The sequence below is a fragment of the Amycolatopsis sp. NPDC004079 genome, assembly GCF_040610415.1.
Classification (GTDB): domain Bacteria; phylum Actinomycetota; class Actinomycetes; order Mycobacteriales; family Pseudonocardiaceae; genus Amycolatopsis; species Amycolatopsis halotolerans.
The window spans coordinates 1-24,718 of the sequence record NZ_JBEXMH010000085.1; the positions used below are offsets into that span (position 1 = coordinate 1).

Consider the following 24,718-nt stretch of genomic DNA (forward strand, 5'->3'; position numbering starts at 1 on the left):
GTCGGCCTTCGCGGCTGTTGCCAGGCGGTGGGCGACTACGAAGGTGGTGCGGCGGCGGGCCAGGTGTTCGGTGGCTCGCAGCACGGTGGCTTCGGCAGCGCGGCCCCTGGCGTTCGGCCCCGCCTTCGCGGGGCTTGCTAGGGCGATACAGGCCCGGTGCCACCCCGGCGCCGGGCCTCCGCCATGCCCGGCTCCGGCGTCCACTCAGCGGGACTGTCCGCAGTCTCACATCGGCGCGGGAATGGAGGCTCCGTGTTGCATGTTGGGAGGCGTAGATCGGAAGGGGTGCGGACGTGGACTTCCTGTTGCACCACGGCGTGACTGTGTTCGGCCAGTGGATCTCGATCGCGGAGCTGGCCGGGCAGGTGTTCGCGCTCGCGGTCGTGTTCCTCGCGCAGCGGCGGACGCTGTGGACCTGGCCAGTGCAGGTCGGTGCGACCGTCCTGCTGTTCTCCGTTTACGCCTCCGCGCATCTCGGCGGCCTCGCCGGGCGGCAGGTCGCGATCCTGCTCATCTCGCTTTACGGCTGGTGGGCCTGGAACCGCCGGACCGACCCGGTGTACGGCGTCGTCGTGCGCAAGGGCCGCTGGACCGAGCGGGCCGTGATGCTCGGCGCGTTCGGGCTGGGCACGGTCGCGATGGCGCTGACGCTGCAGGCACTCAACGCTTCGTGGGCGCCGTGGCCGGATGCCGCGATTTTCGTCGGGACGCTCGTCGCGTTCGCCGCGCAGGGCGTCGGGCTCGTGGAGTTCTGGGGCGTGTGGCTGGTGGTCGACGCGATCGGCGTGCCGCTGCAGATCCGCTCCGGCCTGTACTTCTCGGCCGCTATCTACATCGTTTTCGCCGCGCTGGTGGTCCACGGCTGGGTCACGTGGAACCGCTCGGCGCGCACCGCGGTCGTCGGCGACAAGACCGTCGCCGCGGCGCGCTGACCTCAAGCGCCGAGCGCGAGCTGCCCGTCCGGGGTCAGTTCGGCCGCCGTCCATTGCCCGACCGCGCCCCCTAGCGCGGACACCGGGCGGACCAGGCCTTCCCGGACGAGGTCGTGCGCGGTCGTCTGGTCGCAGCAGGGCAGGCCGTCGACCCTCAGGTCCGGTTCGCAGCTGCGGGTGAGTTCGGCTCGGCCGGCGGCGATCGCGCGCAGCATCGCCAGCGCGCGGCGGTTCAGCGTGACGGACATGGTCTTCTCCCTCGGATGATCCGAAGGCAGGAGACGTGATGTCGGTCACTGGATACCGGATTACGCCTACTGCACCAATCCGCGCTGAAGGTCCGTGAAGGGCTCCTTGAGGGAATCTGGTTCCTTCAAGGAGCCCTTCACGGACTTGAGGCTCAGCGGAGCGTCGCGTGGGTGGGGCGCAGGTCGTCCACCCGCCGGACCCCGAGCAGCTGCATCGTGCGGATCATCTCCGTGCGCAGGATGTCCACGCAGCGCTGCACACCGCGCTCGCCGCCCGCCATCAGGCCGTACAGGAACGCGCGGCCGATCAGCACCGCGTTCGCGCCGCGGGCGAGCGCGGCCACGATGTCGCCGCCGGACAGGATGCCGGTGTCGACCCAGACCTCGGCGCTGTCCTGGATCTCGTCCAGCGTCGCGGGCAGCAGCTCGATCGGCGTCGGAGCACGGTCGAGCTGGCGGCCGCCGTGGTTGGACAGCAGCACCGCGTCCGCGCCGTGTTTCACCACGTCGCGGGCGTCGTCGACGTTCTGCACGCCCTTGATCACCAGCTTTCCCGGCCAGGTCTGGCGCACCCAGTCGAGGTCGTCGAAGTTCAGCGTCGGGTCGAACAGCTTGTCCAGCAGTTCCGCGACGGTGCCGCCGAAGTGGTTGAGCGACGCGAAGTTCAGCGGCTCGGTGGTCAGCATGTTGAACCACCACGCCGGGTGCGTCGCGCCGTCCACGAACGTCTTCAGCGTGATCGCGGGCGGAATGGTGAGCCCGTTGCGGACGTCGCGCAGCCGCTGGCCGGCCACCGGGGTGTCGACGGTCAGCAGGAGCGTGTCGTACCCGCTCTCCCACGCGCGATTCATCAGATCTTCGCCCGCGCCGTGGTCGCGCCACACGTACAGCTGGAACCACTTGCGCGCGTCCGGGGCGGCCGCCGCGAGGTCCTCGATCGACGTGGTGCCCATCGTCGAGAGCGCCATCGGCATGTCGTTGCGCTGCGCCACGCGGGCCACCGCGCGCTCGCCCTCGGTCTGCATCATCCGTGTGAACCCGGTGGGCGCGAACGCGAACGGCAGCGCCGAGCGCTTCCCGAGAATCTCCCTGCTGGTGTCCACATCGGACACTCCGCGCAGCACGTTGGGCCGGAATTCCACGCGGCGGTAGGCCTGCCGGGCGCGGCGGAGGCTGTCCTCGAGCTCGGCCGCGCCGTCGGTGTAGTCGAACGCCGCGCGCGGGGTGCGTTTGCGCGCGAGCATCCGCAGATCGGCGATCGTGTGCGCGCCGGCGAGGCGCCGATCGGTCGGGTTCAGCACGATCGGCTTCGGCCGCAGGATCTCTTTGAGCTCGCTGGGCCGGGGCAGGCGACGCTGGGTCACGCTCGACCACCTTTCGTCAGGCATCCGGATACATCCGATGTCTACCTTAAGGCAGAGGCCCCTCCCGGACACTGTCCCGGAGGGGCCCCTGGCGTTCAAGCAACGGTCACGCGCTGCCGGAGTCGGACGTCTGCGGCCCGGCGGCCGCCACGTCGTCGAGCCGGTAGCGGCGCGCCGCCTCGGCGACCTTCGCCTGGTCGAACTCGCCGCGCTTGGCGAGCGCGGACAGCGCGCCGACGGTGATCGACTCGGCGTCCACCAGGAACTTGCGCCGCGCGGCCGGGCGGGTGTCGGAGAAACCGAACCCGTCGGTGCCGAGCGTGAGCATGTCGGCGGGCACCCACGGGCGGATCATGTCCGGCACCGCGCGCATCCAGTCCGACACCGCCACGACCGGGCCGGAAACCTCGCCCAGCTTCTGCGTGACGTACGGAACCCGCGGCGTCGCGTCCGGGTGCAGCAGGTTCTCGTGGTCGATCTCGACCGCTTCGCGGCGCAGCTCGCCCCACGACGTCGCCGACCACACCGCGGCCCGCACGCCCCACTCCTCGGCCAGCATCTTCTGCGCCTTCAGCGCGTCCGGCATCGTGACGCCGGAGACGAGCACCTGGACCTCCGGCCCGTCGCCCGCGGGGGCGTCGGAGTACCGGTAGAGGCCCTTGAGGACGCCCTCGACGTCCAGGTTCTCCGGCTCGGCCGGCTGCTGGTAAGGCTCGTTGTAGATGGTGATGTAGTAGAAGATGTTCTCGCCGTTGCCGTCCGGGCCGGTCTCGCCGTACATCCGGCGCAGGCCGTCCTTGACGATGTGGGCGATCTCGAACGAGTACGCCGGGTCGTACGCCACCACGGCCGGGTTCGTCGCCGCCAGCAGCAGCGAGTGCCCGTCCGCGTGCTGCAGGCCCTCGCCGGTCAGCGTGGTGCGGCCCGCGGTGGCGCCCAGCACGAAGCCGCGGGCCATCTGGTCCGCCGCCGCGTACAGGCCGTCGCCGGTGCGCTGGAACCCGAACATCGAGTAGAAGATGTAGATCGGGATCATCGGCTCGCCGTGCGTCGCGTACGACGTGCCGACGGCGGTGAACGACGCGGTGGAACCCGCCTCGTTGATGCCCTCGTGCAGCAGCTGGCCCTTCTCGGACTCCTTGTACGCCAGCATCAGGCTCGCGTCGACCGAGGTGTAGGTCTGGCCGTGCGGGTTGTAGATCTTGGCGGTCGGGAACATCGAGTCGAGGCCGAACGTGCGCGCCTCGTCCGGGATGATCGGGACGATCCGCTTGCCGATCTCCGAGTCCTTCGCCAGCTCGCGGATGAGCCGGACGATCGCCATCGTGGTGGCGACCTCCTGCTTGCCCGAGCCCTTGCGGATGCCCTCGTAGACCTTGTCGCCGGGCAGCACGAGCGCCTTGGCGGTCTTCGGGCGGCGCTCCGGCAGGTACCCGCCCAGCGCCTTGCGGCGGCCGCGCATGTACTCGATCTCCGGCGAATCCGGGCCGGGGTGGAAGTACGGCGGCAGCTTCGGGTTCTTCTCGAGCTCCTCGTCGCTGATCGGGATCCGCTGCGCGTCCCGGAACAGCTTCAGGTCGTCGAGGGTGAGCTTCTTCATCTGGTGCGTGGCGTTGCGGCCCTCGAACGACGGGCCGAGGCCGTAGCCCTTGATGGTGTGGGCCAGGATCACCGTCGGCTGGCCGTGGTGCTCCATGGCCGCCTTGTACGCCGCGTACACCTTGCGGTAGTCGTGCCCGCCGCGCTTGAGGTTCCAGACGTCGGCGTCGGAGAGGTCCTTGACCAGTTCCTTCGTCCGCGGGTCGCGGCCGAAGAAGTGCTCGCGGACGAAGGCGCCGTCGTTGGCCTTGTAGGTCTGGTAGTCGCCGTCCGGCGTGACGTTCATCAGGTTGACCAGCGCGCCGTCGCGGTCGGCCGAGAGCAGCGAGTCCCACTCGCGGCCCCAGATGACCTTGATCACGTTCCAGCCCGCGCCGCGGAAGTAGGACTCCAGCTCCTGGATGATCTTGCCGTTGCCGCGCACCGGCCCGTCGAGCCGCTGCAGGTTGCAGTTGATCACGAAGGTCAGGTTGTCCAGGCCCTCGCCCGCGGCCACGTGGATCAGGCCGCGCGATTCGGCCTCGTCCATCTCGCCGTCGCCGAGGAACGCCCAGACGTGCTGGTCGGAGGTGTCCTTGAGGCCGCGGTCGCGCAGGTAGCGGTTGAACCGCGCCTGGTAGATCGCGTTCATCGGGCCGAGGCCCATCGACACCGTCGGGTTCTCCCAGAACTCCGGCATCAGCCGCGGGTGCGGGTACGACGGGAGGCCGCCGCCCTCGCCCGCGTGGCTGAACTCCTGGCGGAACCCGTCGAGCTGCTGCTCGGAAAGGCGGCCCTCGAGGAACGCGCGGGCGTACATGCCGGGGGAGGCGTGGCCCTGGAAGAAGACCTGGTCGCCGCCGCCGGAGTGGTCCTTGCCGCGGAAGAAGTGGTTGAAGCCGACCTCGTACAGTGCCGCCGACGAGGCGTAGGTGGAGATGTGGCCGCCGACGCCGACGCCCGGCCGCTGCGCGCGGTGCACCATGATCGCCGCGTTCCAGCGGATGTAGCGGCGGTAGCGGCGCTCGATCTCCTCGTCACCGGGGAACCACGGTTCGTTCTCGGTGGGGATCGTGTTCACGTAGTCGGTCGACGTGAGCGCCGGGACGCCGACGTTGCGCTCCCTGGCGCGCTCGAGGATGCGCAGCATCAGGTACCTGGCCCGCTGCTGGCCCCCTCGGGCCAGCGCCTCGTCGAAGGAGTCCAGCCATTCGCTGGTCTCTTCCGGGTCGATGTCGGGAAGGTGCGCCGCGAGTCCGTCACGGATGACGCGTACGCGAGCCGGGGTCTCCTTGCCGGAGGCGCCGTCGTTCTGCGGGGCCAAGGGGTCTCCTTGTAGCTGGTTGTAGCCGTTGTAGCTGGTGGGCGGGAGTGTTCGCCGACGTCCATGGTCGTCCCGGTTGGGGTTCCCGTCACCTGTACTGCCCGGTAACATCGGCCGCCCGAGTGTCGCCACTCCCCGCGCACGGTGTATCGCGCGCGCGTTTTCTCTCCTCCACCCTAAAGGAGGCTCCCGGGGAGAGCTTCGCAGTGGTGGGGTACTGAGTGCCACCCGGAGTCGGGCGAGCGGGTGGTAAGCCCCTACGCTGCAGACACGACTTGCCAAAGATCCGGTGTGGACGGTTGCGCGCAGCGCCGCGTCAGTGTTCGCTGTTCGACAACCGTGTATCCGAGTGCGGCGGACCTACTGCCGCGCTCCGTCGTAGTTGGAGGAGTGGAAGCAGTGGTCGCCGCGGGAGACGCAGGCAGTGCCGGCGTCGCCGAAAGCCTTGGCATCAAGCCGGACATGGTGGTCCAGGAGATCGGCTGGGACGAGGACGTCGACGACGACGTTCGCGCGGCGATCGAGGAAACGATCGGCGGTGAGCTCCTCGACGAGGACGCCCAGGAGGTCATCGACGTCGTGCTGCTGTGGTGGCGCGACAACGACGGAGACCTCGGGGACGCGCTGGTAGACGCGCGCGGCCCGCTGGAGGAGGACGGCGTGATCTGGGTGCTGACCCCGAAGACCGGGCAGCCCGGGCACGTCGAGCCCAGCGACATCGCCGAGGCGGTGCCCCAGGTCGGGCTCGCCCAGACGGCGAACATCAGCGTGGGCCCCGGCTGGCTGGGCACCCGGCTGGTGTCGCCGAAGTCCTCGAAGGCCAAGCAGCGCTGACGCCGCGATAGGGTGGGCGGCACGCTCGTGTTCGCTCTGGAGAGGAATCGCCGGTATGGCCGTCGAGGTCGGTTCGCAGGCCCCTGACTTCACGCTCAACGACTACAACAAGCAGCCGGTCACGCTGTCGCAGTTCAAGGGCGACAAGCCGGTCCTGCTGGTGTTCTACCCGTTCGCCTTCAGCGGGATCTGCACCGGCGAGCTGTGCCAACTGCGCGACGAGTTCGGCGACTACGACGGCAAGGGCGTCCAGGTGCTGGGCGTCTCCGTCGACACGCCGTTCTCGCTCAAGGCGTGGGCCGAGGTCGAGGGCTACCAGTTCCCGCTGCTGTCGGACTTCTGGCCGCACGGCGAGGTGGCGCAGAAGTACGGCGTCTTCAACGACCAGGCGGGGCTCGCCGTGCGCGGCACCTTCCTGATCGACACCGAAGGCGTGGTCCGCTTCGCCGAGGTCAACGCGCCCGGCGAGGCGCGCGACCAGGCTGGGTGGAAGAAGGCCGTCGAGGAACTGACTGCCTGATTTCCGGTTTCTTGTTTCGCTCGCCGGGGCGGGTTCTCCCGCTCCGGCGTGCGGGCGCATAGCTCAGCGGAAGAGCACTCGGTTTACACCCGAGCGGTCGCAGGTTCGAACCCTGCTGCGCCCACCAAACATCGCTTATTCCAACCCCATCCGGTGAATGTTTCACCGGATGGGGTTCCATCATTTCCATCGCCCAAACCGTCCCTGACGTCCGCAAACGTCGTCCGGAAGACATCCTCCCCGGCCGACACCGGTCGGCGGTCTCTCCGTCCGTCTCGCCACCGTGTTCGGACGCTGCCTCGGAGTACTCCGGGAGCGTGACGACTTCTGCACCGTGCTCCTCCTCGACGGTCTCACCAGCCGTCAGTACTGTGAGTTCTCGTTCAAGCTGCTCGTACGAACCGCAACCGGCACGGTCACCGAAACGGTTGACGACCAGGGGAAGCCGTTCAAAGTGACGGCGACTATACGGGACAGCACGACAATGGATCCACGGTTCGCGAGTTACCAGGCGGTGTACGGCGGCGGTGTCGCGAGTCCTGCGGAGACACATCGTTCGTGGCTGTCGACCCGGCCACCTATAAGGGATCTTGACTGCGGACAGGACGGCCAACAGAACAGCAGGCTCTTTCAGCGCATCGACCGCGGCGGCTCGTATGAGAGCTTCACGATGCACTCCTCGATGACCGCCCGCGACTCCGCAGCGCTTAGCGCGATGCCGTCGAGCTGGTTGATGACGCGGCTGTAGGGGCCGTTTCCGGACACGAAGGACCCGGTGCCGTGGTGGCTGAGGTAGGCGATCAAGCCGTTGCGCATGGTGTAGTGCGTGAACGAGCCGGCCAGCCCGGGGTGGTAGGTGGTCTCGGTGGGCACGACGCGGATGGAGACTGCGGGGGCGGCCGCAGTGAGGTGGTTGAGGGATGAGAACTGGTGGGCTGCCACTGCGGCCGGGGCGACTGAGCGGCGGAATGCTGCTTCGCCGATGTAGGCCACGCGTGGTGGCGTTTTCGGACCGAAAGTGATCCGGTGTTCCGCCCGAGCGTCCGCGACGGAAGCCGCTTCGCGGCTGGTGTGGCCGGCGGCCATGAGGACGGCACGGGTGTACTCCAGTGTCTGGAGCGGTTCGGGCACCAAGGTCAGGTGCCAGTCGATGACAGAGTCCGCGAAGTTTTCGAGTGCAGCCTGGTGGCTGGGGTGCGGTTGCGCGAGGACGACTACGTCCGGGTCAGTAGTGCGCGCTATCTGCAGGATCTGGTGCCGCGCATTGCCGGTGACGCCGAGCGCGCCGAGAATGCTGGCCACATAGTCCGGCCCCGGCGAGCGCTGCCCTAGCTCCCAGCTCGACACGATGGCAGGCGTAATGCCGATCCGCCGGGCCAATTCGCGCACTCCGAAGCGGGCGTTCTCCCGGGCGAAACGGAGGACAGCGCCCAGCAGTACGGCGCGCGGCCGTCCCGTGGGCGTGGGGTTGCCGGGCTGGTTCACGGTTGGGCGTCGTCGTCTTCCTCGTAGTCGGCGATGCTCTCGCCGGTGTCCAGGCCGGGGATGGGCTTGGTGCCGTCGTTTCTGATCTGTCGCGCTCACGTCGCCCGCGGCCGCAAGCCCGGATGCCGAGCCGGGATGTGCCAGCCGAGCGAGCGACGGTAGGCGACGTCGCAGTAGGGGCATTGTGTTGGGGCACCGCGTGTACAGCGGTCTTGTAGCGGCACGAACGCCGCTTCTGCGGTCACGCCGCACAGCATGGTCACGATTTCCCCGGGGGCCGGAATGGCAGACAGCCGAGTCCAGTGCCAGACGCCGTCGACGACCGGGTGAATCGCCTGCGGGTTGATGTAGATCAGCGCGGAGGACATCAGAAACCCTCGCGCAGCCGGAAAGCCAGCCGGACGGTGTCGCACGGCCAGACCTCAGCGCAGTCTTCGCAGCGGTCGCTGGCTGGATGCTGGGCGTGCAGGCTGAGCGCCAAGACCAGCAGCGAGTAGAGCTGCGTCGGTTCCGGCATCCGAGGCTCCTGCACCGGCTCCAGCGCGTTGGCACCACGTTGCCAGCAGCGCGGCACAATCGACGGCTGTCCTTGCGATGCCGTTGTCCGGACTGTCACGGTGTTGCTCCGTCCGTATCCGAGAGGCTTGGAGGCACCCGCCAGCCGGGACGCGGGTGTCGCCCGGTCACGGGTGCGCGAAAACCGGGCGACATCCGGCGGCGGGAGGTGTCAACCGGCTGGCGGGTGCCGTACTTGACCTTGGACCTCGGCGGGCGAATCCGGAACGGAGCCTGGGACGTAGGCCCGGACGGCCGTTGACCAGGTGTTCTTCCCGGAGGCCACCCGGAGATTTACCCGGAGGATTGCGCCGCGACCGGCGTTTTCCGCCCGCTGCCCTGTTACCCTCGGTTGCCGTTATCGCGGAAAGGACGCCCCAGTGCACCCGGAACCGAACGAGCTTCTGCGCATGGCGCGGGACGCCGCCGGGTTGACGCAAGCGCAGCTCGCCGAGTTGGCAAACCAGCAGGTCGCACCTGGTACGGACAAAACCGGCGCGATGGATGCCGACTACATCGGCAAGCTGGAACGCGGCGTCCACCGCTGGCCAAACCAGGAATACCGCCGGGCACTACGCACCGTGTTGGACGCCGCTTCCGATGCCGCTCTCGGCTTCTTCAGCACGCGTCACCGTGCGGCTACCGTAGTAATTAGCCCTCAGCGTGGGGGTGGAGGTGACGACGTGGAACGCAAAGCTTTCCTGCGGGTACTCGCTGGCAGCGTGGCTGGCTTGGCTTTCACCGATCCGGTGGCGGACTTCCTGGCTGGTTCCGGCAACCAGGAGATAGCGCGCCGTGTCGGCCACTCCGAGGTCGAGCAAGTCGGCCACGCCGCGCGTATGTTCGCCAACCAAGACCATTTGTTCGGCGGCGGCATGGCAACCGACGCGGCACTGACCCAGCTGTCCGCATCCGCCCAATTGCTCAACGGTCAATTCGCCACCGCGGTCGTCCGGCAAGCGTTCTTCGCGGCAGTCGGCGACCTGGCTGACACCGTTGCCGGCATGTGCTTCGACGCCGGACTCCACGAGCAGGCCGAACGGTGCTTCCGCTTCGCGGTCGGCTGCGCCACCGAGGCGGCCGACTGGTCGATCCGCGCCAAGGCCCTGTCGGGCATGGCCAACTTGGCCGTGCACCAGGCCCGGGCAGACGACGCACGCCAGACCAAGGCAGACGACGCGCTCAGCTATGCCGAGGTGGCGCTCGTCCGTGCCGACCGTCTGTCACCACTGGTGCAAGCCATGATGTACAGCCGCTACGCCCGCGCACTCGGTGCGGTTGGCCAGGCACGCGAGGCCGACTGCCTGGCCGCAGTGGGTCGCGCGGAAGACTCGTTCGCAGCCAGTTCCGGCGACGAACCCGCGTGGATTCGCTACTACGACCAGGCACGGCTGGAGCGGGACAACGGCCGGGCACTGCTCGGCCTGGCGCTCAACGGCGGCGCGTATGACGAGGCCGAACGGCGGCTGCGCAGGTCGATTCAGGCGTTCCCCGCCGGCCACCACCGGGGCAAGGCACTGGCGATGGCGAACTTGGCGACGCTGACTATGTCGCACGGTGACCCAGCGCACGGTGCCGAACTGGGAGGGGACGCTCTCGCTGCCGTTGGCGCAGTGCGCTCCGACCGGGTATCCGATGCGTTCCGCCAGCTCCAGGCGGCCGCAGCGCCGTTCCGCCAGCTGCCTGCGGTGCGGGAGCTGCATGGGGATATCCGGCGGATGGTGCTGGGCTAGCAGCCTCGCACCGTGTGCTTACTGCAACGGGTAGGTCTCCGAACACATCCGTGATGTGGTAGTAGTCCGGCCGTGCCCCTCGCTGACGGCATTCGTGGTCGATCCCCGTGCTAGTTAAGGTCACGATCACGTTCCGCGTCTAACCGGCATGAAGGCAATCCTTGAGTCCGACCAGTAAGCTAAGTGTCCCTTTGTGGCAGTTGTATTTTTACTGCGTCTCCAGCATTCTCGATAGGTGAAGCAGGCAGCTAGTGCTCCGGAGCGATGGAGACCTCGTGGAGACGAGGGTATAGCTTGCTGTGCTGCTGTAACCGCTCTGCTACTACATGGTGCCCGTCGCCGTAATCGTTCCGCTCCAATTGGCAGTCTCGCTACGCCGTCCGGGTGCTCCCGACCACGCGCCGTAACACGCTCGACTCCCATGCCGACCCTGCACACGTTGAGTGAGCAGATGCACTGTGGGACGGAGGGACGGGCGTTGGTTGAGACCGGTGATAGAGGTGATTCGGGCTCGGCAAGCGGCATAGGCCGGTGGTATGGCGCGTCTCGCCTTGCAATCTTTATTGCACTTATTACGGTATTTCTGCTGATAGTTAACGCTATCGGTGAACGCTCTTACTTGTATCTTGTTGTGCTAATCACTATTGGATTGATGCTCGTCGCTGTCCACATCTGGGTATTTGTATATCGACCTACACGGGTCGGCGAGCGCAGGCGTAAACAGCGAGGGCGTGACGGCCTTGCGTCTAACGGTCATGTCGATGTGAACGAATTGCTCACCGCGGCAATAAATTACGTCAAAGCCGACGTCGCGCCGACGCAAGCCAAGCGATACATCGAAGCTATTGTAGATCCATCAAAGCTTCGAGGTCGCGTTGTTGAGACGGTGCGGCCGCTGAATAGGACCGTTCGTCAGCAGGTTTCGATCACATTGGAGGTTCCGAAAGGTGATGAGGAAGACCTCTATTTTCCTTTGATGTTTCCCCTTAAGGGCGAGCTGCAGGATGACCTTGAGATTAGGTTAGATGGCAGCGATGTTGCGACCTTGAATCATGCTGAGTACCTACTGCTGACAGTGGGAACGTTCTTTTCTCAGATCCTCGACGGGCTAGCTGGTATCAAGAATAATCCGACACTCAACCCGATTCTGAAGGAGCGATGGTCAAACGAGCTGAAGACGCTGGCGGTCAAGGCTATCAATCTAATTGCCATTAGGGCCAGGCTGTCCGCTACTGGCAAGGCGCGCTTAGGAGAATGTGCGACGGGGATTGAAAGGGTTGCGGAACTCTTCGATCCAGGTTCGGAATCGGCAGACGCCCTTGTTCGGGCTGCGGGGCTAGTCAAAATTCTGGCTGGGCACTATGCAATCGTAGCCGTCGTGCCGAGCACCCCAGATCGTAAGTCACGCCGCATCGTCGCATATGAGCGCTACCAAATCCCAAGTCTTAAACGCTCGTCTTTCTTAAATTTCCCGTCTTGGCTAAAGGACCGCCTGGCGGCCCTGATAGGTAGCAGGCCGATCTACCTACGCCTAGAGCTGCACAATGCTGCAACGGCTAAGAGCTACCACCTGCTCGTAGAAGGGCCAGAGGGTACTTACGCGGCGGTGCAAAAGATGCCGGATCATTCCGCTGCTGCCTTCAGAGTAAGCGAAGATGCCTCTGGTGAGGCGGTTGCCCATCCCTACCGTCGGTTCCAGCGTCGACGTGGGCAGCGCTACCTGCATGTCTATATGAGATCGGTGTCTACAGAGTTGGCAGACGACCTGTGGCTGAGTGCGAAGTTTTATGAAGTCCCTCCTGGGTCGATCGCTATCTCCGCGGCGGCTGCAGTATCTTCTTTTGTGCTGATATACCTTATTGCAGCTATTGCCGTCGCGGGGCAATTAAAACTGGGTGCCAACTTTCCGGCTATAATACTTGCTTTTCCGGCTGCAGCGGGGGCGTTTGCTGGTTTCGAGTCACGCAGTACGGGTTTGGTTGGCGGGACGCTCGTATCTCGCGCTTCCTCTCTTCTTACTCTGGTCCTCGTATTATCGGCAGCGGGCCTATTCGAGGCTCAGGTTACGGGTGCAATTGACTTGACGGTGCATCGTCAAATTCTTGGCGTTCATGATACGAGATGGCAGATACTCACTGTTCTGTCCCTCCTTAATGCACTATGGACACTGTACGCTTGGGTTTCGAGAACAACGTTCTTCTATCTGCTTGCTGATCGACCGAATGATCAGCCTGGTCCAATTTCCTGGGAGTGAGGATTGACATGACAATTGAAATGGCGGATACTTCGAATAGTATGGAAAATGAACCGGGGAAAAAACAAGAAGGCGAGCCAAGTCGACTCGAGATATTTAGGCGAAGAGTGGGTGAAATTCTAACCAAAGCCGCAGAGCCTGGCCCGAACGAGTCGGGTTGGTATATTGATAGCGGCGAAGCGCGCGCGTACACGGCCGGAGCCGAGGTTCTGAAGGGTGCTGATGTATCAATTGGTCCCAACAACCGTAGATTTATCTTGGCGATCGAAGCCATGAAAGAAGTGGAGCTAGCGCCAGGTAGTACCGCAGATCAAATTATGGATGCCACGACGGATAAGTATCTTGATTTGATGGCAGCTGAAATAGATCAACAGACGTCTAGCTAGGGGATGGTCAACTTCTGTGCCGATTTGATGGGTGGCAGATCCCTCATCGCTGAAATAATGAGCGATGTGAAGTCCGAGGATTTCCGGGCGGCAGTCTTGCAAGCGCACAGTAATCTTCCCGACGATACAGCGCGCTCAGAAACATGAAACCGCTGCTTGACATGGTCAAGGTTCGAGCACGGAACGCTCTAGCTGATGAAGAGCTCTGCGCTGCCGAAGAACGTGCGCGTGAGCAGCTCGCGGCCAGGTCGGCGCGAGGGATTGAATCCGATCCTGAGTGTTTCGGTCTATGGATCGACCATGAAGACTGCGAGGGTATGCTACCGGGAGCTACGTGGAGTCAGTGCAGCCGCGGAGCCGAAGTGGCGAATGGTCGCGCCGGACATCTGTCAAATATGAGTTGTCGCTGACTCTTTGACGCTTGCCCCCGTTGCGTGTCAGTCATCAAAGCTAAGCATGCAAGTCACTCTTGGTGACTCAAGTCTGACGCGAAGACTTGCGACCTGCGGCGTACTGCTTGCCCGAAAAGTCTCCTGTCCAGAGATCTTCGTTGAGCAGAAGTAGTACGTCATGCTCGGTCTCCTTGTTGATAACCAGCTGCCCGTCTGGCATCAGTTGTTCACTGTCGAGTCCATGCGCCGCGATTTTATCGCGCAGGACATCCGGCGTCAGCTGCGCGAGATAATCACTGCGGAGGATCCCCTGCACCTTCCGGCGAAGAATGTTGGTCTTACGCAGTCGCTCTGCAAGCCACTCTATGCCGTCGGGTGCAATTGGCAACTTCTCACCGAGACTTTCAGCCCACTCGGTGGTCTTGGCTAGTACTGCTTCACTTTCTTTGAAAAGAGCTTCGAACTTCACCTGGTCAAGGATGTGGACACCTTGCGGGTAGATGATCAAGTCGTAGTACTTGTCAAACGCAAGCAAGGGGCTCGTGACGCGAGTCAGGGTGCGGTCGAAGGTGGCGAGCACTCCTTTGGAGGCCAGACTCACCGGATTGCCGCGGCGTACAAAAGCCGTCAGCTTATTTGGGTCTTTACCAACGACTAAGGCGTAGAGCGCGAGCTTCTTTTCTTTCAGCTCCTGCTCGGTGGCCTGTGGCAGCGATGCAGCTGTTAGAATTTGCTCAAGCAACGCGGTGTCGAGTAGTTCATCGCGGTCGGTCTCAAGATACGCGTCCTCGTCGCCTTGCTCATCGTTGGGGTCGTAGGGGCGTCCTGTTCCTGTTCGCACCTTTTCCAGGGCTGATCCCGCGTAGCCGCGGAGCGCTTCCATGACGTCGCCGCCGGCTTTTACTGCGCGTCCGACTGCGCGCTGCCCAGACCGCCATACGACAACCAGGGTTGCTGGTGCTGTCATGTCGAGCTCAGAGCTGACCAACTGGACTCCAACTAGGGCGTGCGGTCGATCAGCACGTCGTCTCGGAGCCGCGTCGCGATGATCGTTTCGTCGGGTCGAAGGTCTCGTCGCCGCGTGACAAGGAAGGCGCGCAAGCCCTTCGTGTCCACCACACCTAGCACGCGGTAGCCAAGGACGTAAAGCAGCGGGTTGATCTGCACCACGGACGAGTGAAGATAGACGGCACCTGCTACCGCGATGAAGGCTAAGTATGCAATTACGTCACGGAGCGTCGGGGTGGAGACTGTCAGAAACGGCAGCAAGTAGGAGCCCATGTACGCACCTGCCTCGGCACCGGCGTGCTTGACCTCCCGCAGCTGGTGGGCACCAGGGCTTGCCCTCTTGTCCAAGTGGAAGAGTGCGAACAGCGCGCCGACCCCAGCTGTGGCAAGGCCTGCGCACGTCAGACACAAGGCGAGTGGCTCAAATCGGATCGCCAGAAGTGCAAACAGAGGCGCGTACGAGGTGAAGAACAGCAGCGGCTTGCCGAGCATCGCACCTTCCTTGGCAGCAGTCTGATATCGAACGTGTGTTCGAGGATAGTGGTGGACGGCGGCCTGGCCAAGCCCCCGGTCGTGTCTACTCTCGACGAAGGCTGCCGATGGTAGTCAAATCCGGGCGACCGAAAGCCCTGGCAGTCTTCCCTGGCGGCCTCGAGCTGGCTCTATCAGCGAGATAGTTGATCAACCGGCAGTAGTGATACCCAACCGTTACTCATGTATCGGCGACGCACTGTTTCCGCTGGTTGACCCCTCTCAGTTTCTTTTAGCATGCAGACCGCAGTGCAATGTGAAAGGATTCCTTTTCCTTTTAAAATTGCGCGGGCTTTTTCCATGTTTCCGACTCCGTTACGATCGAATCAGCCAGTCCGGCAAGCCTGCCGACGGAACTGGAGACCATGTCGAATGGAGAATTAATATGAAAAAGGAAACCCGTGTTGTTTCAGGTCGCCCGAAGCTGGCCGCGTGGGGCGCTAAGGCCAAGCGCGTCCACGAAATCCTCAAGATTGCCCTGTGTTGCGGGCAGCTCATCCAGCTCGCCATGGCAGGGCTGCATTATCTCTCCTAAGCGGTGGAGTGTGGATCTCGCGGACGCGCGGCCTCTACTGTGTGGATACCTGCGTAACAGTCGCAAGCTGTCCGTCGACTGCAGTACGTCAGGACATGCAAAGCGCGCAGTCCTCGGATGCAGAGGAGGTGGGTAATGCGCAGATCCGGTACTCAGTTCGGTTTGACCGACGACCAATGGCAGGCCGCGAAGGTTGAAGTCCGCGCAGCCATCCTGGAAGCTGCCTACGACCGCAGGATGACGTGGTACGGCGAGGTCGCCGGCCAAGTGACCGCGGTGCAGCTCGACCCCTACTCGGCGCTGATGAATCACCTGCTCGGTGCGGTCTTCGAGGACGAGTCCGCAGCTGGCCAACCAGCTCTCACGTCGATCGTGACGCACAAGCACGGCGACAAGGAGCCTGGTGCCGGGTTCTACGAAATGGCTCGAGGGCTTGGGTATGGGGTCGACGAGCCGTACATCTTCTGGGCGCAGCAGGTTCAAGAGGTCTTCAAGCGGTACGGGCGGCCGCAACGGCCTAGGCGGAGCGTTGCACGAGCTTCAGGGTGCTGATCGCGCGGCTGGCTGCTTCGCTGAACGGCCATAGGAACAGAGCTTGTAGATCGTGACGCTTAGTAACAGTACAAGCCTCCGTTGCCTCGTCTGGCACCGCTTGTCGTGACTGGTTGGGCTAGTCAGCACCCATTTACGACCAGAGTTTGCCGTTTGCCGTGCGTAATCGACCGTTCGGCGTCACTCTATGGAGTCGATCTTTCAAGCGTGTAAGTCTGGCTTGGGTGGAGCTGGAGGGGGCGTCGCCGACGTCCGGCGGACATTCATGGAGTCGCGGCGTGCCGCACTGCTAGAGGAGTGCCTGATGGAGCTGGTATTGCCGAATCTGGAAGACGACCCACGCACGCGGGTGCTCATGCTCGAAGAACTTGAGTACGACCTGCCGCGCAATGAGGTCTACCGGAGTACGCGCCTGACTGAAGTTGGTTGGCGCGCATGGCCAGCCCTGCTCCGTGAGGCACTGGAGCGGTATGAACCCCAGTGGCTAGAACTGCAGAGCAAGCAGGCGGGGTACTGGCTTTCGCACGAGATATCCCGCCGGGGCAGTAAGGAGTACCGCAAAGCTGTGCCGTTCGACGCGGCGCAGACCTTGGCTGAAGGCCAGTTCGTCCGCTACTACCTGCGCGCGGTCAGCCGGCGAGCGGCCGACGATGGGCACGCCCTTGAAGTAGTCCGACTGAAGCAGGTTCAGCAACCGCGGTCGATGTCTGTGCGGCTATTCGGCACGTTCGTCGATCCGGTGCAGTTGCTGGAGAGTCTGCGGCAGAACTTGGGCATCGATCCGTTCCTCGGTATTCCGCCGGGGCCGAACTCCGGGCTCGGTGTCGTCATCGTGCCGAACTGAGAATCTGATTAGTTAGTACGTTGCTGTATAATAGTTCGCAGGAGTTTTTTTGTCGTGACTGCCCTTGAAGAAAAATTTGGCCGCTACCGTAAGCCTTCTAGCGACAACGAGAAGGACAAACAAGACCGTGCCGAACGGATGGTTCGCGGTGCGGTCGGTAAGTGGGCAGACGAGAACGATATCGACGTTCGTTACTTGCAAAAAGGTTCGTATGCGAACAATACGAACGTGCGTTTAGATAGCGATGTCGATGTCGCGGTAATTCATAAGGGTTTCCACTACTATGATGACAGCGACCTGCTTGAAGCTGATAAGGTGAACGGTAGTGGTGTTTCAATAAAAAACTTTGGTGGTTCAACGTTTCGAGCGAGCTTAGGTGCGTTTCTGAAGACTCACTTCGGCTCGGCTTGCGATAATTCAGGCAAGACGGCGATCGAGCTTGCGGAGAATGCTGGCCGCGTGAAAGCCGATATCGTCCCGTCATTCGAGTATCGCAAGTACTACTACGACTCTGCTTGGAATGTGCAGTACCACTTGGGTACTAAGGTGTTTCGGCTTGACGGAACGTCGGTTGTGAACTATCCGGAGCAGCAGCTGGCGAACGGGCGGGAGAAAAACAATCAGACCGGCGGTCGGTACAAGGACGCGGTCCGCATTTTGAAAAACGTCGAAAATGACCTGGTTAATGCCGGGTTGATTGAGGCGCTGCCTAGCTACTTCATGGAGTGCCTCATGTACATCGTGCCGAATTTATACTTCGGCGACAAGGGATCGACTCCGCTCGTTACGGACTTCTGCAACGCAACGGCGTATGTGTTCGGCAAGGTCAAGGACGATGAAACCGGCGAGGGGCTGTTCGAGCCAAATGGTATTAAACCGCTGTTCTCGTCATCGCAGCCTTGGACGCTCGCGGACGCCCGTGGTCTTATTCTGCAAGCCTGGTCGTACTATAGCCTGGGTGAGGCATAAGCCGTGATCGACAAGACTCAAACCAAGATCGCGATAGGAATTGCTGCCGTGGTCTGGTTTGGAGTGGCTGTTTTTACGCACCAGTCGGCGCAGACGACCGCGCTCAAGACAGTTTCGATCGCCGGGACGGTCGTCACCATCGTCTTCCTGCTCTACGACCGGTTTATTTGGAAGCTGGCTGCCGTTCGAGCCTTCACGAAGAAGCCGTTGGTGGCCGGCACGTGGCGGGGCATGCTTCAATCCGACTATACGCGGCCGGGTGAGAACGAGCGCATCCCTCCGATTCCTACTGTTATCCGCTTCAAGCAGACGAACTCATCGCTCGTTGCCACGCTGTTCACGGGAGAGTCTGAGTCGGTCTCGGAGCAGGCGCGCCTCATAAAGGAGGAAGACGACCGGTGGCGACTGAGTTGGGTGTATCGCAACACGCCGCGCCAAAGTGTGCAGGAGCGCAGCGAGCCGCACCGCGGTGTCTGCGACCTCTATGTCTCGGGTAAGGATGGCGAACGGCTGATCGGGCGGTACTTTACCGGACGCAAGACCACTGGTGAGATTGAGCTGACCGAGTGGAGCAAGCACCCGTACCATGATGCTGCCTCGGCGCTCAAGAGTGGCGACTTCGTCGAGGCGAAACCTTTCGTCGGCTGGTTCATCTAGTACGAAGCCTGTCACTCGAGGTCGAGGTCTTCTCCGTGCTGATAGCGGAGCTGAGTCAGGATCAGACTGCCGAGGCCGAGCACGCCGAACGCATAGCGCTTGGCGTCATCACGCCTTTGAATGTTGTGTCGGTCGACGTTGCTGAGTGCCTGTGCGAAGCCCATGCCCAGGCCACGCCAGCCTTCCCATTCACCTGGCTCTTTGCCGAGTCGATACTGGCCATCGTTGGCGAACACTTTGGCGTATAGGCCCTTGCCGACAAGTGTCTCGTCATTGCGACCTTTGGGGTTGCCGCACCATTGCCGAACGCGGTCTTCAACGAAGATTGCAGTCTGACTTGCGACCGCCTGCCAGTCTTCATTTTGAATATGCGTCTGGACGTGTCCCCACAGCTCCGGATCGAAGACTGTTTCGTCCACGGCGTCATCGCTTGTACCGGCGTCTTCCAGTTCGAAAATAGCCGCGTCGATAACGCCGCATGCCTTCCGCAGCCCGCGTTGAAATGCTTGTTCAAATGCGGATTCAGGTGTGCTGCTCGAATACATGGACAGTCCATAGCGCACGCCATCAAAAGCGGTAAGCGTGTGGTGATCCTTGCCGAGTGCCCTGATTAGAACTGAGCGAACACGCGTCTTCCATGACGTATACTCACCAGAGCCCCGCCTAATGCTCGGCCCTTGAGCTTCGGCCTTGAGTTGCTGGAGGGTCTCTATGGCTTTCTTTGCTTGCACTTCTTGATTATATCAGGAGGTGATTGGCTCATCGTGTACGTTATCTTTGAACACAGGGAAGATTGGTCGCGTTGAGCCGGTCGTTTGGTTGCGAGATCTTGGGTGTTCGCCCTCGTCTCCGCAGCTTCACTCCGGCGGCGATGAGCCGACCCCGCACAGTCTCGTTGCCGACCTTGTATCGCTCGGCTAGCTGGCCGATGGACCAGCCAGCTAGGTAGAGCTTGGCTGCTGCCGTCACGTCATCTGACTTGAGTGCGAGGTTCCGCGTATCCACGCCTCGTGACCGCAGATGCTGGCCAACGGTTACGCGGTAGATCCCGAACTCTTTCGCAAGCTCGCGGATGGTTGCCCCGTTGCGGAACTTCACGACCAGCTCGTCGATCTCGGCTGGTCGGAGCTGGCGAGCTGTGCGCAGGGCTTTCCGGGGTGGAGGTGCTGCAGTCGAGTCTTCCAGCTGGCTGTGCACTACGCCGAACAGGCGTTTTATCTGTTTTGCCCCTTTGGCAAGGGCCTCGACGCCTCCCACCACGATCGGCCTGACCCCATCCGGTGAAGTCTTCACTGGATGGGGTTCGTCGTTTCGCCGTCCAGATTGCCTCCGGAGGCCGCGAAGGCCCTCCGGAAGCCCGTTGGGCTGGCGGGTGCCGTCTTCGCCCGCCTCAGCGTCCGTTCCGGTGCCGTGGCGAGGCTGGCCCGGCCGGGCGGTCCCGAAGTCGTCGCGAAGGGTGAGTCGCGCGCTGCTCCAGACGGGTCAAGCCGGGCAATCGGCGTAATGGCTTTCCGCGCCGTGCCGACTAGCACAGGCAGATTACGCCGCATCGGGACAGGGGAGCCCCATGAGCGAGGGCGACGGGCACGGCACGCGTATTCCTCGGGCGCTGAAGGTATTCGGCTCGCGAGTCGACAAAGTCGTGCAGGACACCGGATTCCCGAACGGGCGGTTTTCGTCGCCGAGACTCTCGGTGTTTCTGCCCTCGGTCGCGCTGCTGGGTCTCGCGTTCGTTGCCTGGGGTTCGGGCAACGACGGCGCGCTCGCGGTCGTCGTCGCCCGGAGCTGTCTCGGCGTGGTCGGCTTCGTCGGCCTCGTCCATCAGATCTACTGGCTGCTGTTCGCGCGCAGGTTCGTTTATCTGTACGGACAGAAGAAAATACCGCGGAATCCGGAAGACGGCATCGGGAAGTCGGTCCACGACGACATCAACGCCTGGTATGTGCGGAAGCTGCTCGACGAGGGCTACGCCCACTACGGTTCGCTCGACCTGAACCTGGCGGTCGAGCTTCTGCTGGAACCGCACAAGTCCAACCTGCGCATCACCGAGGAGATCCTGACCGACGGGCCGCTGGCGAAGCACTCCGTCACCAAGGACATCCGGATTCCGAAGGTGCCGGAGAAGGGTCCGTTGCTGGTGCCGGTGGCCGATTTCCCCAAGGGGCTGCTGCTGGACGGGTTGGAAGTGACGGTCGATTCGAAACCGGCGACCACGCTCTCGTACGACGAAAGCCTGCGCGTTTCCGCGGCGCTGGTACTGACGACGCGGGCGGCGGAGGAATTGAGCGGCGTCGACGTCGGCAGCGGCGACAACGTGGTTTTGCCCGACGGCGCGGCGTTTCTCGCGGAGTTGCGGAACCGGGTGGCTCCGGACATCTACGAGGTGGTGCGGCCGGCCAACAGCCTGACGGACAAGGACAAGTCGGTCACCGACCTGCTCCCTCCCGCGGAGGACGACCATTCCGCTCCGCTGCGCGGCGAGTGGCTGGTCGCGCAGCTGCGGACGAATTACGTCTTGTACGCGCTGGTAGACGAGCCGAAAGCGGCGCTGAAGATAACGTACAGCCGCACGACGGCGCTGCACGGGTCGGAGGCGGTCAAGTCGGAGCGCGGATGGCGGCAGAACTGGGCCGCCGAGATCAGGTTCAGGTGGGGTCAGTTCCCTTCCCGGATCACCCTGACCACGCCGCTGATGTACAAGTGCGAGAGCTACCATTTGCGGATTTCCCTGCCGGACGGCCTTTACGTGCACACCCACGAGATACACAAGCGGGTGAACGCCTCGGAACTGGAGCCGATCCAGCAGGAAAGCTTCAAGCGCACCACCAAGAATTCCGGACCGATCGACACCAACAAGCCGATGATCCCGACTTACATGCGCGCCAGAGATCATCGGGCGCTGCCGTACGCGCACTTTTACGCCCGCAACGGTTACGACATGGAGCGGATTCTCCACACCCACGTGCTGAACGTCGTCGAAAACCCGTTCGCGACCCTGCGTCTCGCGGCGACCCTGCTGTTTTTGTCCGCGTTGGGATTGATTGTCGCCGGAATGACTTTCGTGAACTCTGCGGGGGACTACAACCTCAAGAGCGGTGTGGTCGCGGTCGTGGTTTCCGCTCCGGGAGTGCTGTCCTCGTGGTCAAGGCAGGCCTTCGGTGTCGAAGCCCTGCGGCGCGCTTCGCTGACCACGCAATTCGCGTTGCGCGCCACGACGCTTTTTTCTTTCGCCGGTCTGGTGGTCGCGGTATTCCAGGATTCCGGATTGCTGCACTGGAGGATCAACATCCACTTGATGGCCTCGAACGGCCTTTCGCTGCCGATCCACGACGGCGTCTGGCTGGTCATGTCGTTGGCGGCGATGGCGGCGAGCATGTTCGCTTGGTGCCGCTACCACAAAAGGCGGATGCAGTACCTCGCACTGCGTAGGCGGTCTCTTACTTCCGTCCACAATCGGAGCATCGGGGAGGCTGTTTAACCGTGTTACAGTTCGTGGACTGTGTTCGCCCGAACAGGAAAAGAGTGCAGTCGTGAATGATCCGATGACGGTGGAGATGCAGGGCGAGGCGTTCACGTATCCCGCGGTCATCGAGCAGGACGCCGACGGCCGGGATCTGGCCAAGGCCACCAAGGTCCTGCAGTCGCTCTCGAAGAGCCAGATCAAGACCCTCATGGGGGAAGTCAGCGACTGGCCCGCGCCTCCGGCGCACATCAACAAGGACCACACCAGCGGTGCCTGACCTCCTGGCGCGGGGGTCTCGCGGGGAGGCGGGCAGGTCGTAGGACCAGCGCGCGATGCCGAACCGCCGTCTTTCGGCGTACCGCGCCGTCACGGTATGAGACAGGCTCTTTCCGAGCCGCGGCGATGTGGGCCGCGCCCACGCCGAGCAGGGCCATCGCGACGTTCATCCGCGAGGACACGTCGGACGCGAGGCCGCACAGAGCGCCGTGACGTCGTCGCCTGATCGGCGGCTCGCCCGAACGCAAGAGAAGACCCCCTGGGCCGGGTTCCCCCATCAATCCCGGCCCAGGAGGCCTTCCCTTTTCCTCCCCCGGCCCCGTCGGGCCTGCCCCCTCGACAGGCCCGGCCGCAGCGCACTCCGCGGGTGTACGCGAGACAGGAGGCGGCTTCGGCGGTGCTGGATACTGCGCCAAACGGGTGATCTCCACCTAGCGCGCGAGCGCGGCGACCTCGCTCGTCAGCCGGTCGATTTCCTCCTCGGTGTTGTAGTAGTGCACCGACGCGCGCACCAGGTCCGGCAGGCGGCGGGCGGCGAAGTCGTACTGCGCCGACGACGGGTGCGCGACGCTCGTGTTGATCTTCGCCGCGTTCAGGCGGTCCTTGATCTCGTCGGAAGGCAGCCCGTCGACGCTGAACGTCACGAGGCCGCACTTGCGCGCGCCGGCGTCGTGCACGGTGACTCGGCCCAGCTCGGCCAGGCGGGTGCGCAGGGTCGCGGCCAAAGCGGTGACCCGCTCTTCGATCGCGGGCAGGCCCCATTCCAGCGCGTAGTCCACGGCGGCGCCGAGGCCGAGCACGGCGGCGAAATCGCGTTCCCACACTTCGAAGCGCTTCGCGGTCGGGTCGACCACGTAGTGGTCAGGGGAGGTCCACTTGGCCGAGTGCAGGTCGAGCATCGCCGGCTCGAGGCGGTCGCGCAGGCGCGGGTGCACGTACAGGAAGCCGGTGCCGCGCGGGCCGCGCAGGTATTTGCGGCCGGTGGTGGTCAGTGCGTCGCAGCCGATTCGTTCGACGTCGAGGTCCAGCTGGCCGGCTGACTGGCACGCGTCGAGCAGGAACGGGATGCCTGCCTCGCGCGCGACGGCGCCGATTTCCTCGGCGGGGTTCACCAAGCCGCCCTGAGTCGGCACGTGGGTCACCGCGATGAGCTTCACGTCGGAGTCGATGCGGCGGCGCAGGTCGTCGACGTCGAGCTGGCCGGTTTCGTCGTTGTTCACGACCTCCACGGTCGCTCCGGTGCGGCGGGCGATCTGCAGGTAGGCGATGGCGTTGCTGGCGTATTCGGCGCTCGCGGTGAGGATCCGGTCGCCCGGTCCGAACGGCAGCGCGTAGAAGATCGCTTGCCACGAGCGGGTCGCGTTGTCGCTGAGCGCGATGTCTTCGGGAGCGGAGTTGAGCAGCCGCGCGACCGAGGTGTACACGCCGTTGAGGCGGTCTTTGGCCTCTTCGGCCGCTTCGTAGCCGCCGAGCAGGGATTCGGTGCGCAGGTAGTCGATCACGGTGTCGGTGACGCGGGCGGGCGGGAGCGCGGAGCCGGCGTTGTTGAAGTGCGCGACTCCGACGCAGCCGGGCGTTTCGTACCTTGCGCGGTCGACATCGAAAGAGCGGGCCATATGAACTGAATACAGTACGGCCGATCTGTGTGCAATACTTCATCGCATGGTCAAGAGACTTATGCGCGGTGAACTTATCGAGGAGATCACCGCGCGCGTCCTCGACGGACGGTTTCCCGCGGACACCCGGATCAACGAAGTCCGCCTGGCGAACGAGCTCGGCGTATCCCGGACGCCGTTGCGCGAGGCGCTGATCGGCCTCGCCGACCGCGGCCTCCTCGTCGCCGCGCCGGGCCGCGGATTCCTCGTCGCGCCGTTCGATCCGCAGGAAGCCCGCCGGCTGTACCCGCTGGTCGCCGAGCTGGAAGCACTCGCGCTGCGCTGGACGTCGCCGCTCGAACTCGCCTCGCTCCCGGACGCGCTCGACCGGATTTCCGACGAGATAGCCGATTCCTGCGACCTGCCCGCGGCCGACGACCGCTGGCACGCGCTGCTCACGTCCCGCTGCGACAACCCGCATCTGCTGCGCTTGATCGAGCAGACAAAGCCGTTGCTCAAACGCTACGAGACGGCATACTTCGGCGGTCGGGACCGAGCGGCGGAGAGCGTGGCCGAACACCGCGAGATCGCGGCGGCACTGCGGGCGGACGACCTGCCCGGCGCGTCCGCGCTGCTCGTCCGGAACTGGGTGAAAGCGTTGGCGTACTTGAAAGGGAGCTGAT

25 protein-coding genes and 1 tRNA gene are annotated in these 24,718 nt (G+C 63.7%); 15 read left to right on the forward strand and 11 right to left on the reverse strand.

The genetic code is table 11. The annotated features are described in order from the left end of the window. Nucleotides 1-293 precede the first annotated feature (293 nt). The gene (locus tag ABZX37_RS43960; RefSeq protein ID WP_354750123.1) at nucleotides 294-932 is read left to right on the forward strand and encodes a nicotinamide mononucleotide transporter family protein; all 639 of its coding nucleotides are present in this window, start codon (nucleotides 294-296) and stop codon (nucleotides 930-932) included. A gap of 2 nt (nucleotides 933-934) precedes the next feature. On the opposite strand, the gene ABZX37_RS43965 is transcribed toward ABZX37_RS43960, so the two are convergent. The 3 genes from ABZX37_RS43965 to aceE form a co-directional block, all read right to left on the reverse strand. Then, a complete protein-coding gene (locus tag ABZX37_RS43965) occupies nucleotides 935-1,180 on the reverse strand; it encodes a hypothetical protein (protein ID WP_344272426.1) in 246 nt (81 codons plus the stop codon). Nucleotides 1,181-1,332: 152 nt separating this feature from the next. After that, the gene (locus ABZX37_RS43970; protein ID WP_354750125.1) at nucleotides 1,333-2,544 is read right to left on the reverse strand and encodes an alpha-hydroxy acid oxidase; all 1,212 of its coding nucleotides are present in this window, start codon (nucleotides 2,542-2,544) and stop codon (nucleotides 1,333-1,335) included. A 106-nt stretch (nucleotides 2,545-2,650) separates the two neighbouring features. Continuing rightward, nucleotides 2,651-5,446: a pyruvate dehydrogenase (acetyl-transferring), homodimeric type gene (aceE, locus tag ABZX37_RS43975; RefSeq protein ID WP_354750127.1), complete on the reverse strand. Its 2,796-nt coding sequence runs from the start codon at nucleotides 5,444-5,446 to the stop codon at nucleotides 2,651-2,653. A gap of 399 nt (nucleotides 5,447-5,845) precedes the next feature. On the opposite strand from aceE, the gene ABZX37_RS43980 reads away from it, so the two are divergent. The 3 genes from ABZX37_RS43980 (at nucleotide 5,846) to ABZX37_RS43990 (ending at nucleotide 6,927) form a co-directional block, all read left to right on the forward strand. After that, on the forward strand, nucleotides 5,846-6,280 hold the full coding sequence (locus ABZX37_RS43980; protein ID WP_067591158.1) for a DUF3052 domain-containing protein: 435 nt from the start codon (nucleotides 5,846-5,848) through the stop codon (nucleotides 6,278-6,280). 55 nt (nucleotides 6,281-6,335) lie between these two features. After that, nucleotides 6,336-6,800: a peroxiredoxin gene (locus ABZX37_RS43985; RefSeq protein WP_020657595.1), complete on the forward strand. Its 465-nt coding sequence runs from the start codon at nucleotides 6,336-6,338 to the stop codon at nucleotides 6,798-6,800. Nucleotides 6,801-6,852: 52 nt separating this feature from the next. After that, nucleotides 6,853-6,927 (forward strand) — tRNA-Val (locus tag ABZX37_RS43990). A 503-nt stretch (nucleotides 6,928-7,430) separates the two neighbouring features. On the opposite strand, the gene ABZX37_RS43995 is transcribed toward ABZX37_RS43990, so the two are convergent. The 3 genes from ABZX37_RS43995 to ABZX37_RS44005 all read right to left on the reverse strand — a co-directional run bounded on the left by ABZX37_RS43995 (nucleotide 7,431) and on the right by ABZX37_RS44005 (nucleotide 8,802). Beyond that, the gene (locus ABZX37_RS43995; RefSeq protein ID WP_354750130.1) at nucleotides 7,431-8,285 is read right to left on the reverse strand and encodes a helix-turn-helix transcriptional regulator; all 855 of its coding nucleotides are present in this window, start codon (nucleotides 8,283-8,285) and stop codon (nucleotides 7,431-7,433) included. Nucleotides 8,286-8,380: 95 nt separating this feature from the next. Further along, entirely contained in the window at nucleotides 8,381-8,653 is a 273-nt protein-coding gene (locus ABZX37_RS44000; RefSeq protein ID WP_354750131.1) for a hypothetical protein, read from the reverse strand. Beyond that, the gene (locus ABZX37_RS44005; RefSeq protein WP_354750133.1) at nucleotides 8,653-8,802 is read right to left on the reverse strand and encodes a hypothetical protein; all 150 of its coding nucleotides are present in this window, start codon (nucleotides 8,800-8,802) and stop codon (nucleotides 8,653-8,655) included. Before ABZX37_RS44005 ends, ABZX37_RS44000 begins: the two co-directional genes overlap by 1 nt. Before the next feature lie 418 nt (nucleotides 8,803-9,220). Here ABZX37_RS44005 and ABZX37_RS44010 point away from each other — a divergent pair, with 418 nt between their 5' ends. The 3 genes from ABZX37_RS44010 (at nucleotide 9,221) to ABZX37_RS44020 (ending at nucleotide 13,213) form a co-directional block, all read left to right on the forward strand. After that, nucleotides 9,221-10,573, forward strand: a complete 1,353-nt coding sequence (locus tag ABZX37_RS44010; protein WP_354750135.1) for a helix-turn-helix transcriptional regulator — start codon at nucleotides 9,221-9,223, stop codon at nucleotides 10,571-10,573. A gap of 439 nt (nucleotides 10,574-11,012) precedes the next feature. Continuing rightward, nucleotides 11,013-12,827, forward strand: a complete 1,815-nt coding sequence (locus ABZX37_RS44015) for a hypothetical protein (protein ID WP_354750137.1) — start codon at nucleotides 11,013-11,015, stop codon at nucleotides 12,825-12,827. Between the two features lie 8 nt (nucleotides 12,828-12,835). Next, complete coding sequence (locus ABZX37_RS44020) at nucleotides 12,836-13,213, forward strand: hypothetical protein (protein ID WP_354750138.1); 378 nt, start codon at nucleotides 12,836-12,838, stop codon at nucleotides 13,211-13,213. A 477-nt stretch (nucleotides 13,214-13,690) separates the two neighbouring features. Here the strand turns inward: ABZX37_RS44020 and ABZX37_RS44025 are convergent, their stop codons facing one another. Both ABZX37_RS44025 and ABZX37_RS44030 read right to left on the reverse strand, forming a co-directional pair. Then, nucleotides 13,691-14,593, reverse strand: coding sequence for a Kiwa anti-phage protein KwaB-like domain-containing protein (locus ABZX37_RS44025; protein WP_354750140.1), 903 nt, complete (start codon nucleotides 14,591-14,593; stop codon nucleotides 13,691-13,693). A gap of 11 nt (nucleotides 14,594-14,604) precedes the next feature. Next, nucleotides 14,605-15,105, reverse strand: a complete 501-nt coding sequence (locus ABZX37_RS44030; protein ID WP_354750142.1) for a hypothetical protein — start codon at nucleotides 15,103-15,105, stop codon at nucleotides 14,605-14,607. Between the two features lie 424 nt (nucleotides 15,106-15,529). Here ABZX37_RS44030 and ABZX37_RS44035 point away from each other — a divergent pair, with 424 nt between their 5' ends. The 5 genes from ABZX37_RS44035 to ABZX37_RS44055 all read left to right on the forward strand — a co-directional run bounded on the left by ABZX37_RS44035 (nucleotide 15,530) and on the right by ABZX37_RS44055 (nucleotide 18,701). Continuing rightward, nucleotides 15,530-15,679 (forward strand): hypothetical protein, encoded by a 150-nt coding sequence (locus ABZX37_RS44035; RefSeq protein WP_354750144.1) that lies wholly within the window; start codon nucleotides 15,530-15,532, stop codon nucleotides 15,677-15,679. 135 nt (nucleotides 15,680-15,814) lie between these two features. Beyond that, complete coding sequence (locus ABZX37_RS44040; RefSeq protein ID WP_354750146.1) at nucleotides 15,815-16,231, forward strand: hypothetical protein; 417 nt, start codon at nucleotides 15,815-15,817, stop codon at nucleotides 16,229-16,231. Nucleotides 16,232-16,535: 304 nt separating this feature from the next. After that, nucleotides 16,536-17,075, forward strand: coding sequence for a hypothetical protein (locus ABZX37_RS44045; RefSeq protein ID WP_354750148.1), 540 nt, complete (start codon nucleotides 16,536-16,538; stop codon nucleotides 17,073-17,075). Nucleotides 17,076-17,129: 54 nt separating this feature from the next. Then, entirely contained in the window at nucleotides 17,130-18,044 is a 915-nt protein-coding gene (locus ABZX37_RS44050) for a hypothetical protein (RefSeq protein WP_354750150.1), read from the forward strand. Nucleotides 18,045-18,047: 3 nt separating this feature from the next. Beyond that, complete coding sequence (locus tag ABZX37_RS44055) at nucleotides 18,048-18,701, forward strand: hypothetical protein (protein ID WP_354750152.1); 654 nt, start codon at nucleotides 18,048-18,050, stop codon at nucleotides 18,699-18,701. An 11-nt stretch (nucleotides 18,702-18,712) separates the two neighbouring features. Here the strand turns inward: ABZX37_RS44055 and ABZX37_RS44060 are convergent, their stop codons facing one another. Together ABZX37_RS44060 and ABZX37_RS44065 are read right to left on the reverse strand one after the other, a co-directional pair. Continuing rightward, the gene (locus ABZX37_RS44060; protein WP_354750153.1) at nucleotides 18,713-19,432 is read right to left on the reverse strand and encodes a TIGR02391 family protein; all 720 of its coding nucleotides are present in this window, start codon (nucleotides 19,430-19,432) and stop codon (nucleotides 18,713-18,715) included. A gap of 40 nt (nucleotides 19,433-19,472) precedes the next feature. Further along, the gene (locus tag ABZX37_RS44065; protein ID WP_354750155.1) at nucleotides 19,473-19,994 is read right to left on the reverse strand and encodes a hypothetical protein; all 522 of its coding nucleotides are present in this window, start codon (nucleotides 19,992-19,994) and stop codon (nucleotides 19,473-19,475) included. Nucleotides 19,995-20,268: 274 nt separating this feature from the next. Here ABZX37_RS44065 and ABZX37_RS44070 point away from each other — a divergent pair, with 274 nt between their 5' ends. Beyond that, nucleotides 20,269-22,179, forward strand: a complete 1,911-nt coding sequence (locus ABZX37_RS44070; protein WP_354750157.1) for a hypothetical protein — start codon at nucleotides 20,269-20,271, stop codon at nucleotides 22,177-22,179. 52 nt (nucleotides 22,180-22,231) lie between these two features. Next, entirely contained in the window at nucleotides 22,232-22,441 is a 210-nt protein-coding gene (locus ABZX37_RS44075) for a hypothetical protein (protein ID WP_354750159.1), read from the forward strand. 430 nt (nucleotides 22,442-22,871) lie between these two features. Here the strand turns inward: ABZX37_RS44075 and ABZX37_RS44080 are convergent, their stop codons facing one another. Beyond that, entirely contained in the window at nucleotides 22,872-24,056 is a 1,185-nt protein-coding gene (locus ABZX37_RS44080; RefSeq protein WP_354750161.1) for an aminotransferase class V-fold PLP-dependent enzyme, read from the reverse strand. A gap of 46 nt (nucleotides 24,057-24,102) precedes the next feature. Here ABZX37_RS44080 and ABZX37_RS44085 point away from each other — a divergent pair, with 46 nt between their 5' ends. Continuing rightward, a complete protein-coding gene (locus ABZX37_RS44085; RefSeq protein ID WP_354750163.1) occupies nucleotides 24,103-24,717 on the forward strand; it encodes a GntR family transcriptional regulator in 615 nt (204 codons plus the stop codon). The last annotated feature ends 1 nt before the right edge of the window (nucleotide 24,718 follow it).